15 protein-coding genes are annotated in these 16,683 nt (G+C 72.4%); 6 read left to right on the top strand and 9 right to left on the bottom strand.

What is annotated here, in order from left to right:
• The first annotated feature begins 6 nt into the window (after positions 1-6).
• Positions 7-1,323 carry a zinc-dependent metalloprotease gene (locus C0R66_RS12675; RefSeq protein WP_101525000.1) on the top strand — a complete coding sequence of 439 codons (1,317 nt, stop codon included), beginning with the start codon at positions 7-9 and terminating at the stop codon, positions 1,321-1,323.
• Positions 1,320-1,949 carry an NUDIX hydrolase gene (locus C0R66_RS12680; RefSeq protein WP_101525001.1) on the top strand — a complete coding sequence of 210 codons (630 nt, stop codon included), beginning with the start codon at positions 1,320-1,322 and terminating at the stop codon, positions 1,947-1,949. The genes C0R66_RS12675 and C0R66_RS12680 overlap by 4 nt, the downstream gene beginning before the upstream one ends.
• Here the strand turns inward: C0R66_RS12680 and C0R66_RS12685 are convergent.
• Entirely contained in the window at positions 1,862-2,416 is a 555-nt protein-coding gene (locus C0R66_RS12685; protein WP_101525002.1) for a M48 metallopeptidase family protein, read from the bottom strand. The two genes, C0R66_RS12680 and C0R66_RS12685, sit on opposite strands and share 88 nt — an antisense overlap.
• Before the next feature lie 10 nt (positions 2,417-2,426).
• Positions 2,427-3,470, bottom strand: a complete 1,044-nt coding sequence (locus C0R66_RS12690; protein WP_240311528.1) for a PHP domain-containing protein — start codon at positions 3,468-3,470, stop codon at positions 2,427-2,429.
• Between the two features lie 460 nt (positions 3,471-3,930).
• Between C0R66_RS12690 and C0R66_RS19070 the strand changes: the two genes are divergently transcribed.
• On the top strand, positions 3,931-4,089 hold the full coding sequence (locus tag C0R66_RS19070; protein WP_091115022.1) for a DUF5679 domain-containing protein: 159 nt from the start codon (positions 3,931-3,933) through the stop codon (positions 4,087-4,089).
• A 165-nt stretch (positions 4,090-4,254) separates the two neighbouring features.
• Positions 4,255-5,070, top strand: coding sequence for a hypothetical protein (locus C0R66_RS12700; protein ID WP_158648035.1), 816 nt, complete (start codon positions 4,255-4,257; stop codon positions 5,068-5,070).
• A 93-nt stretch (positions 5,071-5,163) separates the two neighbouring features.
• On the opposite strand, the gene C0R66_RS19075 is transcribed toward C0R66_RS12700, so the two are convergent.
• From C0R66_RS19075 to C0R66_RS12715, 4 genes are all read right to left on the bottom strand, one after another.
• Positions 5,164-5,328 carry a hypothetical protein gene (locus C0R66_RS19075; RefSeq protein WP_199286675.1) on the bottom strand — a complete coding sequence of 55 codons (165 nt, stop codon included), beginning with the start codon at positions 5,326-5,328 and terminating at the stop codon, positions 5,164-5,166.
• A gap of 84 nt (positions 5,329-5,412) precedes the next feature.
• Positions 5,413-5,697 (bottom strand): WhiB family transcriptional regulator, encoded by a 285-nt coding sequence (locus tag C0R66_RS12705; RefSeq protein ID WP_199286676.1) that lies wholly within the window; start codon positions 5,695-5,697, stop codon positions 5,413-5,415.
• Positions 5,698-5,805: 108 nt separating this feature from the next.
• Positions 5,806-5,991, bottom strand: coding sequence for a hypothetical protein (locus tag C0R66_RS12710; protein WP_158648036.1), 186 nt, complete (start codon positions 5,989-5,991; stop codon positions 5,806-5,808).
• Positions 5,992-6,145: 154 nt separating this feature from the next.
• Complete coding sequence (locus C0R66_RS12715; RefSeq protein WP_101525006.1) at positions 6,146-8,185, bottom strand: ATP-dependent DNA helicase UvrD2; 2,040 nt, start codon at positions 8,183-8,185, stop codon at positions 6,146-6,148.
• Between the two features lie 92 nt (positions 8,186-8,277).
• Here C0R66_RS12715 and C0R66_RS12720 point away from each other — a divergent pair, with 92 nt between their 5' ends.
• Positions 8,278-8,526, top strand: coding sequence for a mycoredoxin (locus C0R66_RS12720; protein ID WP_101525007.1), 249 nt, complete (start codon positions 8,278-8,280; stop codon positions 8,524-8,526).
• 6 nt (positions 8,527-8,532) lie between these two features.
• Here the strand turns inward: C0R66_RS12720 and nudC are convergent, their stop codons facing one another.
• Complete coding sequence (gene nudC / locus C0R66_RS12725) at positions 8,533-9,453, bottom strand: NAD(+) diphosphatase (protein WP_240311529.1); 921 nt, start codon at positions 9,451-9,453, stop codon at positions 8,533-8,535.
• Between the two features lie 22 nt (positions 9,454-9,475).
• On the opposite strand from nudC, the gene deoD reads away from it, so the two are divergent.
• Positions 9,476-10,195, top strand: a complete 720-nt coding sequence (gene deoD / locus C0R66_RS12730) for a purine-nucleoside phosphorylase (protein WP_101525009.1) — start codon at positions 9,476-9,478, stop codon at positions 10,193-10,195.
• Here the strand turns inward: deoD and C0R66_RS12735 are convergent.
• Complete coding sequence (locus C0R66_RS12735) at positions 10,164-13,409, bottom strand: ATP-dependent helicase (RefSeq protein ID WP_241901436.1); 3,246 nt, start codon at positions 13,407-13,409, stop codon at positions 10,164-10,166. The genes deoD and C0R66_RS12735 overlap by 32 nt on opposite strands.
• Positions 13,406-16,660, bottom strand: a complete 3,255-nt coding sequence (locus C0R66_RS12740; protein WP_101526232.1) for an ATP-dependent helicase — start codon at positions 16,658-16,660, stop codon at positions 13,406-13,408. Before C0R66_RS12740 ends, C0R66_RS12735 begins: the two co-directional genes overlap by 4 nt.
• Positions 16,661-16,683: the final 23 nt, after the last annotated feature.

Below are 16,683 nucleotides of genomic sequence, written 5' to 3' on the forward strand. Positions count from 1 at the left end.
CGTGACATGACCGACAACCCCCCTCAGCCCGGCCAGGGAGACGACAACCCGTTCAAGGGCACTCCCTTCGAGCAGCTTTTCGGCGGCGGCGGACTGCCAGCCGGCATGCCGGACCTCGCTTCGCTGATGGGGCAGGTGCAGCGGCTGATGCAGCCCTACGAGGGACCCATCAACTGGGACTACGCGATCGACATGGCCCGCAAGAGCGCCGCCCAGCAGCCGGACCCCTCCCCGACCCAGGCCCAGAAGGACGCGGTGGCGGACGCGGTCCGCCTGGCCGACCACTGGCTCGACGCCGCCACGGACTTCAGCTCCGGGGTCACCCAGGCGACGGCCTGGAGCCGGGCCGAGTGGATCGTGGGCACCACCGAGGTGTGGAAGAAGCTCGTGGAGCCGATCGCGACCTCCGCGGTGGAGTCCCTGGGCCAGGCCCTCCCCGAGGAGGCACGGGCCCTGGCCGGCCCGCTGATCGGGATGTTGGGCAAGGCCACGGGCGCGATGGTCGCCACCCAGGTCGGGTCCGGGCTCGGCACCCTCGCCGGGGAGGTGTGGGGCGTCACCGACGTCGGGCTCCCCCTGTCCACCCCCGGCCAGGCCGCCCTGGTCCCGGCCAACATCCGGGCCTTCGGCGAGGGACTCGACGTCACCGACGACGACGTGCTGCTCTACGTGGCGCTGCGGGAGGCTGCGCACCACCGGCTGTTCGCCAACGTGCCGTGGCTCTCCGAGCACCTGCTCGCAGCGGTGACCGACTACGCCCGTGGCATCGAGATCAACACCTCCGACATGGAGGAGAAGCTGCGCGGCATGGACATGACCAACCCGATGGCCATGCAGGATGCCTTCGAGGGTGGGCTCTTCGACCTCTCGGACTCCCCCAAGCAGCGCGCCGCCCTGGAGCGGCTCGAGGTCACCCTGGCACTGGTCGAGGGCTGGGTCGACCAGGTCGTGGGCCAGGCGACGGCCGAGCGCATGCCGGCCGCGGCCAAGCTCCAGGAGGCAGTGCGCCGCCGCCGTGCCGCGGGCGGCCCGGCCGAGCAGGCCTTCGCCTCGCTGGTGGGTCTGGAGCTGCGCCCCCGCAGGCTGCGTGAGGCCTCCACGCTGTGGGGCTCGCTGCAGAGCCGACAGGGCACCGAGGCCCGGGACGGCGTGTGGATGCACCCGGACCTGCTGCCCACCGCCGCTGACCTCGACGATCCCCTCGGCTTCCGCGAGGGGGCAGAGGCGACCGGGGACCTCTCGGAGGAGGAGTTCGACGCCGGGCTCCGCGACCTGCTGGACGGCCCGCGCGGCGACGCTCCCGAGGACCGGCCCCAGGAGTGAGCCTGCACGCGGACGCCCTCGCCCGCCTGCAGCACTGGCAACCGTCGGTGGGGCGGCAGGCCGAGCTGCGCCAGCGCTTCCTCGCCCACCTGCTCGCGCGACCCGACGGGCTGGACCGCGGATGCTTCCCCGACCACGTGACCGCCGGAGTCCTGGTGCTCTCCCCGGACCTGGACCAGGTGCTGCTCAACCTGCACCGCAAGGCACGGCGCTGGTTCGCCTTCGGCGGGCACTGCGAGCCCGGGGACCGGTCCCTGTCCGGCGTCGCCCTGCGAGAGGGCCTGGAGGAGTCCGGAGTCGCATCCCTGGAGCTGGATCCGGTGCCCGTGCACCTGGACGAGCACGCGGTCGACTTCTGCGACCCCTCGGGGACGGTCCACCATCTCGACGTGCGCTTCACCGCGCTCGCCGAGCGCGGGGTGGCGCACGGCGCGAGCGAGGAGTCGCTCGACGTGCGCTGGTGGCCCGTCGATGCCCTGCCACCCGGCCTGGAGGCGGAGATGCACGAGCTGATCTCGGCGTCCCGGGACCGGTGGCGTCAGTCGATCACCTCGTCCTCACGACCCGGTGGGCCCTCACTGTCCGGCGGATCCACCTGGGCGGCCGCGGACCAGCCGAGCAGGTAGCCGCGCGCCCGCTCGGCGCGCGGGTAGCGGTTGACCCAGCCCCAGAAGCGCTCGTCGTGGCTGGGCTCGAGAAGGTGCGCCAGCTCGTGCACGATCACGTAGTCGATGACCCAGGTGGGCAGACCCTGGAGCCGGGCCGAGAGCCTGATGGACCGGTCGCCGGGCGTGCAGGAACCCCAGCGGCTGCGCTGGTTGCCGACCCAGCGCACCGATGCCGGCTGGGCCAGCCCACCGAAGATGTCGTTGTTGAGCTGGCTCGCGCGGGCCAGGAGCTGGTCGTCGCTGGGACGCTTGCGCGCCTCCGAGCGCTCCAGCCGGGCCACCATGTCGCGCACCCAGCGCCCTTCCTCGCGCTTGCTCATCGCCGCGGGGATGAGCACCACGATCCTGTCGCCCTCCCGATAGGCCGACACGGTACGACGGCGCCGCTTGCTGCGCCGTACCTCGACCTCCGCCCCCGGATCCATAAGCGTGACGCTACTGGTTGGCCCACGCCAGCAGTCGATCCTGCGACCACGTGTTGACAATGCGGTCCGGATCGATGCCGGCCGCCTCCGCCCGCTCGCACCCGTAGTCGAGCATGTCGAGCTGCCCGGGCGCGTGGGCGTCGCTGTCGATGGAGAACAGGCACCCCACGTCCCGCGCCAGCTCCAGCAGGGCGGTGGGCGGGTCCCGCCGCTCCGGCCTGCTGTTGATCTCGACCGCGACGTCGCCGGCCAGGCACGCCTCGAAGACGGCTCGGGCGTCGAACTGGCTCTGCGCCCGCACCCCCCGGTTGCCGGTGACCAGGCGCCCGGTGCAGTGCCCCAGGACGTTCATCAACGGGTGGGTGGTGGCGGCCACCATGCGGCGGGTCATCGCGTCGGCGTCCATGGCCAGCTTGGAGTGCACGCTGGCGACGCGTACGTCGAGCCGCGCCAGCATCTCGTCGGTCTGGTCGAGGCTCCCGTCGTCGAGGATGTCGACCTCGATGCCCTTGAGCAGCGTGAAGCCCCCTCCCCCCAGATGGGTGTTGACCGCGTCGATGACGTCGAGCTGACGGGCCAACCGTCCCGCGGAGAGCCCGTGCGCCACCTTCAGGCGCGGCGAGTGGTCGGTGAGCACGAGGTACTCGTGCCCCAGCTCCATGGCCGTGAAGGCCATCTCCTCCAGCGGCGAGCCGCCGTCGGACCAGTCCGAGTGGGAGTGCAGGTCCCCGCGCAGCGCCTCCCGCAGCTCCCGGCCGCCGGTGGCCAGCGGTCCGGCGTACCGCTCCTCGAGCTCGGCCAGGCGCTCGGGCACCCTGCCCTGCGCCGCGGCCGCGATCACCGCGGCGGTGCTGCGCCCGACCCCGGGCAGGGCGGTCAGCGTCTCCTCGTCGAGGTGGCGCGCCAGCTCGGAGGGGGCCAGCGGCAGGATGGCGGCGGCCGCCGCCCGGTAGGCCTTCACCTTGTAGGTGTCCTCCCGGGCGCGCTCCAGCAGGAACGCGATTCTGCGCAGCGCTGCCACGGGCCCCAGCTCGGACCGGCTCTCCTCAGGCACGAATCTTTCCTCCACAACCGCCGCTGCGGCATCGGTGCTGCTCAGCCGGGTGCCGCATGGCGTTCCCGGGCGCGTCCTCCACAGGCGAATCCTGCCATCAAGCGGGTCATCCACAGTTCTGAGCAGTTTTGCACAGCTTCTCCACAGGCTGTTCACCCTCCGAACAGGTCAAATACCTGCATTCCGGTTGACCCACCGGTGCGGACTCCCTAGCGTTCGGCACTGACGAGGCCCCGGCCGGGTCGCGGACGTTCGCAAGGGGAAGGCACGCGTTCGCGCTCGGCGGGGGCCTCTTCTGCGCCCGGACGATTTCACGCTCACCGGTGTGCCGTTCACGCCTGCGACCGCCGGTGGCGTAGTGTTTCGAGCGGTCTGGGACCCATTCGTCCCTGGACTCCGACGGGCTTCCCCGATCCCCCCGTCGCGACGACCAAGCAATACCAATCACAAGGAGGCCGTCATGGCGGAGACCTGGAGCGGCGAGTTCTACTGCGTCAAGTGCAAGGAGAAGCGCGAGGCGGAGGGTGAGGTCAAGGTCAATGACAAGGGCACCCGGATGGCCAAGGCTGTCTGCCCTGTCTGCAGCACCAACCTGAACCGCATCCTCGGCAAGGCGTGACTCACGCCCCCACGCGGTAGTTCCTGACGACGGCGTCACCCGATCGGGTGACGCCGTCGTCGTTTTCTCGACCCGAGCCCGCAGTCTGCGGACCCGCACGGTTCACCCGGCGCCCCTGTGGACGAGCTCGGCGGCGGAGCCTGCGGTCCTGCGAGGCTGGCCGGCATGACCTCCACCTCCGAGACGCTGAGACTGCGCCGCGGAGTCGGCGTGCTGCCGCGCGGCAACGGCCTGCTGCAGGTCGGCCACGACCCCAGCCGGCGGGTGCTGCTCCCCGACACTCCCTCCATCGCCGGGTTCCTCCACGACCTCGCGGCCGGGGTCGACCCGCCTCAGGCTCCGGAGCTGGAGCAGGTCGTGGCCACCTTGAGGAGCAACGGCCTGGTGGTGGACGCGGGCGACCGGCGCCGTCGTCATCGCGCTCGCTCGAGGACCTCGGTGGAGGTCCTGGGACCCGACCCCTGGCGACGAGAGCTGACCCTGCTGCTCGTGGAGGCGGGCCTGGGCCCCCCGGGGCTGTCGCCGCCCTCCCAGGACGGGACGACGGCCGACGGCGTCACGGTGCTGCTCAGTGCCGGCGAGCCGGACCGGGAGTACGTCGACGCTCTCACCCATGCCGGCGACCCGGTGCTCTTCCTCAGCGTGGTCGACGCCCGGGTCCGGCTGGGACCGTTCGTGCTCCCCGGAGTCACCGCGTGCCTGCGCTGCGTCGATGCCCACCTCGCCGCCGTCGACCCGTGGCACACCGGGGCGCTACCGGCCGCCGCCCGCGGTGAGTTCCCCCTGGACCTGCCGCCGTTGCTGATGCGGCTGGCGCTGGTCCGCGCCGCCGGGGACATTGCGGTGTGGGCCGAGGGCCGGCGCCCCCAGACCTGGTCGGCGACCACCTGGCTCGGGGAGGACCTGGACGCCGAGCACGAGACCTGGACCCGGCATCCGCACTGCGGCTGCAGCTGGGGAGACTCCCTGCTGACCCGATGACCCGATGACCCGGTTCGACACCTCGAGCCGAGCCCAGGACTTCGGGCTCGGCTCGAGGTGGTCGGCGATGCGATGTGCCGGGCTTGGCCTGGCTCAGATCGCCCGGGCCAGGGCCAGTCGCGCCTGCTGGGCAGCGCGCTCGGCCTTGCGGCTCATCCGCCGGGCGGCTGCCACATGACGCCCGCGCCGCAGCTCTTGCGCCTCTCCCAGGCGCACGGAATGCTGACTGCGAGCCAGCTCCTCATACATCAGGTTCATCTCAGTGCTTCCGTTCTGTGTGGTGTTCACTTCTGGTGGTCTTCACTTCGCGTGGTGTTCGAGTCCCTGGCCGAGGCCGCCGGGTCAGGCAGCGAAGCCGTCCGGGCTCTTGCGGGGCCGGCCCCGGGGCCGCTTGCGTGGGATCACCGCTCCCTGGAGGAAAAGCTCCCCACCCCAGACGCCCCATGGCTCGCGGCGCTCCAGGGCCTCGGCGAGGCACTGGGTCCGGACCGGGCAGCCCTGGCACAGACTCTTGGCGTGCTCCACGTCGTCGGGACGCTCGGCGAACCAGAGCTCCGGGTCGTTGACGCGGCACGGAGCCGACGACGGGTCCGAGGTCTTGGTGCGGTCGAGAACGCTGGTGGTCATATGTGTCACCTCCTTGGGTGCTGACCTGGTCATGGGCGGATGAGGAAAAAGAAAAGGCCGCGAATCCCGGTGAGGGATCCGCGGCCTGGAGATGCCGTCTGTCAGCTGTCAACAGAGCGGTGGTCTCCAGGCAGAGTTCTCCCAGATAACGGGCTTGTTCGGCGCCACGAGGCGGCAGGGAACCTCGGCGAACGAACCTGCGCGGTGGCCGGCGTAGGTCCCGTTGGCAGCACCGGTCACGCGCGCGCCAAAGGACGGCAGCTGGGCCGTCACGGTGTTGGTGATGCTGTCCATGTGGTCCACCTCCTCGACTCCTCTGGCGCCGACCGTGCCTCGGTCGTTGCGCGACGTGATTGCGTTCACAGAAAACTATCGTGGCCCCGCAGTCAGGGGCAAACGAATTAATCGGGTAATTCGCGCCAGCTCGCTTCCAGCGGGTGCGCAGCCCTCAGGCGAGCAGCGCGCGGAGCTCCTCGCCGTACCGTTCGAGCTTCTTCGACCCCACCCCGGCGATGCTCAGCAGGTCGGCGTCGTTGGTCGGCCGCTTCTCCGCGATCAGCTGCAGGGTGGCGTCGGTGAAGATCACGTAGGCCGGCACCTCGTCGGCGCCGGCGCGCTCCCGCCGCCACTCGCGCAGCGCCTCGTAGAGCGTCTCGTCGTAGGACGCCGGGCAGTCCGCGCACCGCCCCACCTTCTTCTCGGCGGCGTGGGCGAGTGGGCGCCCGCACTCCCGACAGTGCAGTGCCTTCCGCGACCGCCTGGTGGGACGCTGGCCGCCGGGGGCGGTGAGCTCGGCGGATCCCGAGATCGACTCCAGGAAGCGCGAGGGCTTGCGGCTGGCGCGGCCCCCCGGGTTGCGGGCCTGGGCCCAGCTCAGCGACAGGACCCGACGAGCGCGCGTCATGCCCACGTACAGCAGCCGCCGCTCCTCCTCGACCTCGGCCGGCGACTGCGCGTAGATGATGGGCAGCGTCCCCTCGCCCAGTCCCACGAGGAAGACCGCGTCCCACTCGAGCCCCTTGGCCGTGTGCAGCGTGGCCAGGGTGACCCCCTCGGCAACTGGGGCGTGCTGCTCGGCGGCGCGCCGGTCCAGGTCGTCGACGAAGGCCCCGAGGTCTCCCCCGTCGCGGGCGAACTCCACAGCCTGGTCGACCAGTGCCTGCAGCGACTCCCACCGGTCCCGGGTCTGGCCGCGCGCGGTGGGGGCCTCAGCAGACCAGCCCATGCCGGAGAGCGTGTCGCGGACAACCTCCACCACGTCGGCGGCGGCTTCTCCGGAGCGGGCCGTGCCACGCAGCAGGGTGACTGCCTGCCGCACCTCGGCACGGTCGAAGAAGCGCGCCGCACCGCGCACGACGTACGGGACGCCGCGTGCCGCCAGGGCGTCCTCGAACGCCTCGGACTGGGCGTTGATCCGGAGCAGCACGGCGACCTCGCTCGCCGGGGTGCCGCTCTGGAGCAGCCGCGCCACCCGCTCCGCGACCGCGGTGGCCTCCGCCACCTCGTCGGGGTGGGTGAACGACTCGACCTTCGGCCCGCTGGGTCGCTGGGCCACCAGCGCGACGCCCATGCTGGGGGTGCCGGCCAGCAGGGTGTTCGCGGCCTCCACGATCTCGGGGGTGGAGCGGTAGTTGCGCACCAGCTCCAGCGAGATGGCGTTGGGGAACCGGCTCGGGAAGTCCTTGAGGTAGCCGGCGTCGGCCCCGGCGAAGGAGTAGATGGTCTGGGACGGGTCGCCCACGACACACAGCTCGTCGCGGCCGCCGAGCCACAGGTCCAGCAGCGCCGACTGCAGCGGCGAGGCGTCCTGGAACTCGTCCACCACGAACCACTTGTACTGGCGTCGGACCTCCGCCGCGACGCGGGCGTCGTCGGCCAGCATGCCGGCGGTGTAGAGGAGCACGTCCTCCATGTCCATCCGGTTCTGGGAGCGCTTGAGCTCCTCGTACGCCTCGTAGACGTGCGCCACCGTCTCCGGGGGCAGCTCGCCGACCTGCCGGCCCCGGGCGGGGGCAGCCCGGGGATAGTCGTCGGGAGAGATGTTGCTGACCTTGGACCACTCGACCTCCGAGGCCAGGTCGCGCAGCACGGCCTGGTCCGGGCTCAGCCGCTGGCGGCGCGCGGCGGTGGCCATCAGGCCGAGCTTGGACTCCACCAGCACGGGCAGGTCCTGGCCGTGCACGCGCGGCCAGAAGTAGCGCAGCTGCCTCAGGGCAGCGGAGTGGAACGTCCGTGCCTGGACGCCGGCGGCGCCCAGGGTGCGCAGACGTCCGCGCATCTCGCCCGCGGCCCGGGTCGTGAAGGTGACCGCCAGCACCTCGGAGGGAACGTAGATGCCGGTGGCCACGCCGAGCGCGATGCGGTGGGTGATCGCCCGGGTCTTGCCGGTGCCGGCGCCGGCCAGCACGCGCACCGGGCCGCGCAGCGCCTCCGCGACCCGTCGCTGCTCGGGGTCGAGGGCCGAGAGCAGGTCATCGGGGGTCGGCACGCGGGAACATCTCCTGAGGTGGCACGGTTGGTGTGGAAGGACGAGCCTAGACGTCCGCGACGACAGCTGCGGACACGACGAAAGAGATTCAGATGAGCACCTTCACGATGTACAGCACCCCCTGGTGCGGCTACTGCCACCGGCTGAAGGGTCAGCTGGAGCGCGAGGGAATCGCGTTCGACGTCGTGGACATCGAGCAGCACCCCGAGGCCGTCGAGATCGTGGAGAAGGCCAACAACGGCAACCAGACGGTGCCCACGCTGCTCTACGCCGACGGCTCCACCCAGACCAACCCGTCACTGAAGCAGGTCAAGGACAAGCTGGCCGAGCTGGCCGGCTGACCCGGCTCACCATCCTCCCTGCAGCGGTGACCCGTACCAGTCCTCCAGCAGGGAGGATGAGATCGAGACCGAGCCCGGCACCACGATCTCTCCGGACGCGAGCCTGGACCGCAGGTCCTCGCGGGTGAACCACCGGGCCTCGGCGATCTCGGCCCCGTCGACGTCGATCTCGGTGGTCACGGCCTCGGCCACGAACCCGACCATCAGGCTCGCCGGCAGCGGCCAGGGCTGGCTGCCGAAGTAGGTCACGGCACCCACGGTGATCCCCACCTCCTCGGCGACCTCGCGACGCACGGCGTCCTCCAGGGTCTCCCCCGGCTCGCAGAACCCCGCGAGGGTGGACCAGCGGTCAGCCGGCCAGGTGGCCTGCCGTCCGAGCAGGATCTGCTCCTGCGCGGTGCCGCGCTCCCCGTGGGTCACCGCCATGATCACCGCCGGGTCGAGCCGCGGGAACTGCGACTTGCCGCAACCGGTGCACAGCAGCTCGTGCCCTGCCGCGCGCGGCCGCAGGGTGCTTCCGCACCGCGGGCAGTGCCGGGTGCTCCAGTGCCACTCGGCGAGACCCACCGCGTGGAAGAGCCAGGGGGCCTCGCGCGGCCCGGCCTCCTGGTCCGACAGCGCGCCGAAGAGCCCGCGCAGCGGCAGCCATCCCTCCTCCTCGGTCGAGGCCGGCAGCAGGACCGCGAACCGGGTGACCTGGTCGCTGCGCCCCAGCAGCACGCGCAGCCCTTCCTGCGGAGCCTGGTCCGGCGCCAGCCAGTGCACCCGCCCCTGGGCGGCTCGCACCCGGGTGCCGGACACCACCAGGACCCGGGTGCTGGGGTCCGCCCACTGCTCGGCGAGCCACCGGTCGTCGGTCCGGTGCAGCCCTTCGCGGTTGTGGGCGTGGGCCGACAGGGCGACGTGGGGCAGTTCGCGGATGGGCACGTTGCGAGGATAGTTTCCCCCCATGAGCACCCACATCGGCGCAGCCGCCGGCCAGATCGCTCCGGTGGTCCTGATGCCCGGAGACCCGCTGCGCGCGAAGTGGATCGCCGAGACCTTCCTCACCGACGCCACCTGCTACAGCGAGGTCCGGGGGATGCTCGGCTACACCGGCACCTGGGGCGGCCAGCCGGTCTCGGTCCAGGGCTCCGGAATGGGGCAGGCGTCACTGGCGATCTACTCCCACGAGCTCTTCGCCGAGTACGACGTGGCCACGATCATCCGCGTCGGCTCCTGCGGCGCGCTGACCGAGAACCTCGCGGTGCGTGACGTGGTCATCGCCTCCGGCGCCTGCACCGACTCCTCCATGAACACCCACCGGTTCGGCGGCTACCACTACGCACCGGTGGCCGACTTCGGCCTGCTCCGCGCCGCCCACGACGCCGCGCAGGCCAGGGACGACGTACGCAGCCACGTGGGCCTGATCTTCTCCAGCGACTCGTTCTACTCCTCCCGCCCCGAGCTGATGAAGCCGATGGTCGACCACGGGGTGCTGGCGGTGGAGATGGAGGCCAGCGCGCTCTACACCGCGGCGGCCGCGCACGGGCGCCGGGCACTGGCCATCTGCACCGTCTCGGACCACATGATCACCGGCGAGGAGACCACGGCGGCCGAGCGTGAGCAGACGTTCGGCGCGATGGTCGACATCGCCCTCACCGCGGCTCTGGCGGTCGGCCCGGCCTGACGAGCGCCTTCAGGTCCGCGCGATCCGGGAGTCCCTCGGGCTCCACGGTCCGACCGCTGCGGACGTGGTGGAACACCGCCCGCACCCGCTCCAGTGGCAGGCCGTGCAGCTCCGCCCAGGCGATGCGGTAGACGGCCAGCTGCAGCGGGTCGGCGCCCTCGTGACGCCCGGTCTTCCAGTCGACCAGGAGGTGGCTCCCGTCCGGCTCGCGGTAGATCGCGTCGATCCGTCCCCGGACGACCTGGCCGGCCAGCAGCAGCGCGAACGGCGCCTCGACCGCGTGCGGCACCCGATCCGCGAACGGGCCCTTCTCGAAGCGGGTGATGACCTCCTGGAGATCGAACCCGTCGTCGATGTCGCTGTCGAATCGCCCGGGCAGCTCGTCGGGGTCGATGAGCCCCTGCTGACCGAACCGTGACTCCACCCAGGCGTGGAAGCGCGTCCCGAAACGGGCCGCCGGAGACGGCGCTCGGGGCATCGGCCGCGCCAGGTCAGCGGCGAAGGCGTCCGGGTCGTCGCGCAGCCGCGACAGCGACGTGGCGCTGAGGCTGGAGGGCAGCGCCACCTCCAGGGCGGTGGAGCCGTCTCGACGCGCCTCCACCAGCAGTCGCTCGAGCTCCTCGTCCCAGGTAGAGATCCGGGCCTGCTCCAGCAGGTCCAGCTCAGCGCTCTCCGGAGCGCTCGGGGCGGCCCGGCGATCCATCGCCTCGCGCACCAGCTCCGCTGCGGCGATCCGGTGCATCGCCTCGGTGGTGCGCTCGGTGACCGGCCACGGGCGCTCGGTGACCCCGGCCAGCAGCGGGTTGCGGGTCTCGGGGTCGGGCTTGGCCGACCAGGACTCGGGCTCGGCTCCCCACTGGGACATCGTGGCCCGGATGCTGTCCTGGTAGGGCGAGGGCCCCAAGGGGGTCTTGCGCGACTCCGTCCACAGGTGGGACGAGACCACGAGCTCATGCCGGGGCCGGGTGAAGGCGACGTAGCCCAGTCTGAGCTCCTCGGTCGCGGCATGCTTGCGCGAGGCCTCGCGGAAGTCCTCCAGGTCCTTCTTGGTGTGTCCCTTGAGAGTGGGGAGGTCACGTGCGTCGCCGCGCAGCGGGGAGGGCAGGACCGCCGGTCCCCCGGTCCACAGGGTGCGTCCGCGGGTGTTGGGGAACTTCTCCTCGCACACCCCGACGCAGAAGACCACGTCCCACTCCAGTCCCTTGGCCCGGTGCACCGTGAGGAGCTTGACCGAGTCGGCCTCGGTGGGGGTCGCCACGTCGAGGCCGTTGCCGAGCTCGTCCTCCGCGGTGAGGTAGGCCAGCAGCGCCCCGAGCCCCACGTGCCCGTCGACGCCCTGGAAGTCCGCGACCGCCTTCACGAACAGGTCCAGGTTGTCGCGGCGGGCCCGCGCCGCCTTGCTCACGGCGGAGGCGAGCTCGATGTCGATTCCGGTGGTGTCGATGATGCGCCGCACCAGGTCGAGCAGCGGCTCGCCGGTGTGCTGACGCAGCTGACGCAGCTCCGCGGAGAGGGCGGAGAATCGCTCCCGCGCCTCCGCGGAGTAGGGCCCGTGCCCGGGGTCGTCGAGGGCGTCGGCCAGGGAGACGATCTCCATGGGGTCGGCCCCCGCGACCGCGTCGGCGAGCTGCTCGGCCACGTCGGCCCGCGACCCGCCGCGGGCCGTCCCCGGGCCCACCAGCTCCTCGGCACGCCTGCCGAGCAGAGCCAGGTCGCGCGGTCCCACGGCCCAACGAGGACCGTTGAGCAGGGTGAGCAGCGCCGCGTTGGCGGTCAGGTCCTGCAGCAGGCTCAGCGTGGCCACCACCTCGGCGACCTCCGGCAGCCGGAGCAGGCCCTGGAGCCCCACGATCTCCACCGGGACGTCGGCTGCGGAGAGCGCGTCGAAGACGTCGGCGGCATGGGCGTTGTCACGCACCAGCACCCCGATCTCCCGCCAGGCCGGCGTGCCGGGGCGCTCGGCCACGAGCCGGTTCCGCGACTCCTGGACCTCCGCCGCGAGCCAGGCGAGCTCGTCGGCGTAGGTCTCGTGCACCGCTAGGCGCACCCCACCGTCCGCGGCGTCACCGGGCGCCCGCAGCGGCTCCACCGAGTCCAGCGACTCGTAGAGCGGGCGGGCCAGCTCGTTGGCCGCCGCCAGGATGCGCCGGTCCGAGCGCCGGTTGACGGTCAGCGGGAAGGTCGGCACCGGCGCCCCGTCGGCTCGTGGGAAGTCCAGACCGAAGCCGAGGATGTTGGAGACCGAGGCCCCGCGCCAGCCGTAGATCGCCTGGTTGGGGTCGCCCACCGCCATCACGGGGTGGCCGCGCCCGGACTCCGCGTCCGGACCGGAGAAGAGGCGGCTCAGCATGGTCGCCTGCGCCACCGAGGTGTCCTGGTACTCGTCGAGCAGGACCATCTTGAACTTGCGACGTTCTTCCACCCCGACCTCGGACCGCTCGGTCGCCAGGCGGGCGGCGAGCGAGATCTGGTCGGAGAAGTCCATGACCTGGTGGTCGGCCTTGAGCCGGCGATAGGTCTGCACCAGCGAGAGCAGCTCCTCGCGTCGGTCGATCACGTTCATCGCGTCCAGGGCCGGCTTCCTGGCCCGCTCGGTCACCGAGACGTGCTCGAAGGCAGCCCGGGTCCGGGCGTCGAACTCGCGCACCTGGGCCACGTCGACCAGGTGCTCGCTCATCGCGCCGTCCAGGCCGAGGATGTAGTTGACGACCGTGGGCGGGTGGTCGCTGAGCAGCGCCACCGGGCCGACGTGCCGCTGGATCGCCCGGACGGCGAGCTGGTAGCGGGTGGCGTCGGCCAGCACCCGAGTGTCGGGCTCGTGCCCGATGCGCAGACCGTGCTCGGTCAGCAGCGCGGAGGCGTAGGCGTTGTAGGTGGCGACCGTGGGCTCCAGCACCTCCTCGCCTTCCTCGGCCGAGGTGCTGCCGCCGGCCAGGCCGGCCTCGCGCAGGGCGTCGGCGACCCGTCGGCGCAGCTCGCTGGCGGCCTTCGTGGTGAAGGTCAACCCCAGGATCTCGTGTGGAGCGACCCGGCCGGTGGCGACCAGGTGCACCACCCGAGCGGCCATCAGGGAGGTCTTGCCGGAGCCGGCGCCCGCGATCACCACCGCGGGTGCCAGAGGAGCGTCGATCGCCGCCCACTGCTGGTCCGAGACCTGGAAGTCGGTCCCCATCACCCGTTGCAGGTCCGCGGGGCCGGAGATGTCCACGATCACGACAGCACCGTCCCGCTCCCCTTGATCGGGCACAGGGTGATGAAGTCGCAGCGGTCGCAGTGGGCACCGGACCGGGCGGGGAACCGCTCGGCACGCAGGGCGCCCACGGCGGCCGAGAGCTGCTCCTCGATCAGGAGGGGCCCCTCGGCTGCCGGGTCGGGCGGCGACTGGAACTGGGTCACCACCTCCCCCCGTGACTCGTGCCGCAGCTGCACCAGCTCGGCGCCTCCGACCTGCACCGGACCGGGCACGTGCGGCGCCAGGGCCTCGTCGAGGGCACCGTGGGCCACGGCGTACTGGTAGAGCGCGAGCTGGGGGTGATTGGCCACCTCGTCCTTGGTGGGCCTGTGCTTGCCGGTCTTGAGGTCCACCACCACGACCCGGCCGTCGTCGTCGATCTCGATGCGGTCGGCGAAGCCGTACAGCGTGACGTGCTGCCCGTCCGGCAGCACCACGCTCACCTGGAGGCGCTGCTCGACCTCCACCAGCGTCCTGGCCCCGGGGGCGCGGTGCCAGGCCAGGAACCGGCGCAGTGCCGACTCCACCTGGTCGCGCTCGCGGCTGGCCGACCACGGGGTTCGGAACGGGATCTGGTCCCAGACCTGGTCCACCATGGCCATCAGCTCGCCGATCAGCTCGGCCGGCGACGCCTGTGGGTCGCCCAGCTCGCCCCGTGCCACCCGCTCGGCCAGGGCATGGACGACGAGACCGAACCCCTGGGACGAGGTGGTCGAGGTCGCTCCCCCGGCCTCCCGCTCGAGGAACCAGTGCGCGGGGCACTCCAGCAGGGCGCTCAGGGTGCTGGCCGACATGGTCACCGGGCGCTCCAGCTCGCGCAGCGGCTGGTCGGAGCGGGAGAGGCCACGCGTCCCCCACCACGAGTCGGGATCGGCCTGGGGCACCAGCGGGGACTGGCCCCGACGCTCCGCGGCGAGCGCCGCCAGCCGCTCGGCCGCCGCCCGGCGCAGGCCCTCGCTGCTCTCCGGGTCCGCGGTCACCCGGCGCAGCTCGGCCACCAGCCCGGCCAGGCTCAGCGGCCGGGAGGGCCGTCCGCTGAGGTGGGTCGTGGAGACCTCGAGCTCGGCCAGGAACCGGCTGGGCTGCTCGCCCTCGTCCTCGGCGGACCGGACGGCCGTGACCACCAGCCGGCGCCGGGCCCGAGTGCACGCGACGTAGAAGAGGCGGCGCTCCTCCTGCAGCGACTCCCTGGCCGAGGTCGGCTCCTGGAGCTGGTCCCGGCCGATCCGGTCGGCGCGGAGCAGGGTCGCCCGACGCCGCAGGTCGGGCCAGCCCTCCTCCTGCACGTGCGCCACCACCACCAGCTCCCACTCCAGGCCCTTGGAGCGGTGGGCGGTCAGCAGCCTCACGGCCTCGCCGCGCACGCCGCGCTCGGAGAGGGTGTCGGCCGGCAGGTCCTGCGCGGTGAGGGAGGCGAGGAAGGCCCCGACCCCGAGATGTCCCTGCTGCTCCTCCGCACGCGCCGCAGTGTCGAAGAGCGCGCAGATGGCGTCCAGGTCCCGGTGCGCCAACCGGGCCGAGGACCCGCTCTGCTCGACCGCCGTCCGGAGTCGTCGAGGCCAGGAGGTCCCCGACCACAGGTGCCACAGCACCTCCTCGGCGGTGGCGCCCGTCAGCAGGAGGTCACGGGCACCGTGCAGCAGCGAGCCCAGGGCTCGCGCCCGGGTCCCGGCGCGGCCGTCCACGTCCTCCAGCAGGGCGGGGTCCAGCACCGCGGCCCGCACCAGGTCCGCGGAGGGGCGCGGGCTGCGGCCCTCGGCCTCGGCGCGGGCGCGGTCGGCGGTCCGGAGTGCCCGGGCGAGGCTGCGCACGTCGGTGGCGTCCATCCCGGCCAGCGGCGACATCAGCAGGTCCTGGACCGCGACCCCGTCGACGTACGTCGGGGCGGCCGGGTCCTCGACGTCGAGGTGGAGCACCGTGCGCAGGGCGTCCAGCAACGGTCGCACCGCCGTCTCGTGGACCAGCGGAGTGTCGTCGGCGGCGACCTCGATCGGCACCCCGGCCGCGGTGAGCGACCTGCGCAGCGCCGGGATGCTCTGCTGGCCCGAGCGGACCACGACCGCCATGTCGGACCAGGCGACGTCATCCTCCAGGTGGGCACGGCGCAGCAGGTCGGCGAGGTGCTCGGCCTCGGCCCGCTCGGTGTCGAACGTCAGGACCTCGATCTTGCCGGGATCCGAGCGCGAGGAGACCGGCGAGAGGAACGCCTCCTTGGCGGCATCCGGGATGGTGCCGGGCAGTGCCAGCCGACGGGCGACGCGCTGTGCGCCGAGCAGCACGTGCGGGCCGAAGCGCCGGGTGGTCTGCAGCGCCACCACGTCGGCCGGGGCCCCGTCGGCACGGGGAAAGGCGGTCGGGAACTCCAGGATGCCGCGCACCTCGGCGCCGCGGAAGCCGTAGATGGACTGGTGGGGATCGCCCACCACGGTCAGGTTGCGGCCGTCGCCGCCGAGGGCGCGCAGCAGGTCGACCTGCCCCGGATCGGTGTCCTGGTACTCGTCGACGAAGACGTGGGAGAACTCCGCGCGCAGCTCGTCGCGATGCGTCTGCGCCACCAGCGCCGCGCGACGGATCAGGTCTCCGTAGTCGATGGCACCGAGGCTGTCGAGGACGTCGAGGTAGTGGTCCATGAAGTAGCCCGCGGCCTCGAACTCCGGCAGCTCGTGCGCCACGCCCAACGTGCGCAGGCCGAGCCCGTCGAGCCCCTTCTCCCGGGCACGCGCCAGGACGTCGTGGACCTCGCGGGCGAAGCCCCGGGTGCCCAGGGCCCGCCGCAACGACTCGGGCCACCGGACGCTCTCGGCAGAGTGGGCCAGCAGCTCGGCCAGGACCACGTCCTGCTCGGGGGCCGAGAGCAGTCGCAGCGGCGTCGCGTACAGCTCGGCCGGCGCGTAGCGGCGCACCAGCGCGTAGGCGAAGGAGTGGAAGGTGGAGGAGGCGGTGGCGGCCGTGGTGCGTCCCAGCCGCGCGGTGATCCGGTCCCGCAGCTGCTCGGCGGCCTTGCGGGAGAAGGTGAGCGTGAGCACGCCGTCGGGACGGGCGCCGTGCTCCACCCGGTCCACCACGGCCTCCACCAGGGTGGTGGTCTTGCCCGTGCCAGGGCCGGCCAGCACCAGCAGCGGCCCCGTCCGGTGCTCCACCACCCGGCGCTGGTGCGCGTCGAGCACCGGCACGTCGACGTCGGCCGCTGGCGGAACCAGGGTGTACGTCGTCCGTGGCGCTGCGCTGCTCATGTCCACGACCCAACCATCAGCCG

It is taken from the genome of Nocardioides houyundeii, assembly GCF_002865585.1.
Classification (GTDB): Bacteria; Actinomycetota; Actinomycetes; order Propionibacteriales; family Nocardioidaceae; genus Nocardioides; species Nocardioides houyundeii.

What these genes read in the sequence shown, in the direction of transcription:
- C0R66_RS12700 (WP_158648035.1), top strand. Translation starts at nt 4,255, where the DNA reads ATGACCTCCACCTCCGAGACGCTGAGACTGCGCCGCGGAGTCGGCGTG.
- C0R66_RS19075 (WP_199286675.1), bottom strand. Translation starts at nt 5,328, where the DNA reads ATGAACCTGATGTATGAGGAGCTGGCTCGCAGTCAGCATTCCGTGCGC.
- C0R66_RS12685 (WP_101525002.1), bottom strand. Translation starts at nt 2,416, where the DNA reads ATGGATCCGGGGGCGGAGGTCGAGGTACGGCGCAGCAAGCGGCGCCGT.
- C0R66_RS12675 (WP_101525000.1), top strand. Translation starts at nt 7, where the DNA reads ATGACCGACAACCCCCCTCAGCCCGGCCAGGGAGACGACAACCCGTTC.
- C0R66_RS12705 (WP_199286676.1), bottom strand. Translation starts at nt 5,697, where the DNA reads ATGACCACCAGCGTTCTCGACCGCACCAAGACCTCGGACCCGTCGTCG.
- C0R66_RS12740 (WP_101526232.1), bottom strand. Translation starts at nt 16,660, where the DNA reads ATGAGCAGCGCAGCGCCACGGACGACGTACACCCTGGTTCCGCCAGCG.
- C0R66_RS12720 (WP_101525007.1), top strand. Translation starts at nt 8,278, where the DNA reads ATGAGCACCTTCACGATGTACAGCACCCCCTGGTGCGGCTACTGCCAC.
- C0R66_RS12710 (WP_158648036.1), bottom strand. Translation starts at nt 5,991, where the DNA reads ATGGACAGCATCACCAACACCGTGACGGCCCAGCTGCCGTCCTTTGGC.
- C0R66_RS19070 (WP_091115022.1), top strand. Translation starts at nt 3,931, where the DNA reads ATGGCGGAGACCTGGAGCGGCGAGTTCTACTGCGTCAAGTGCAAGGAG.
- deoD (WP_101525009.1), top strand. Translation starts at nt 9,476, where the DNA reads ATGAGCACCCACATCGGCGCAGCCGCCGGCCAGATCGCTCCGGTGGTC.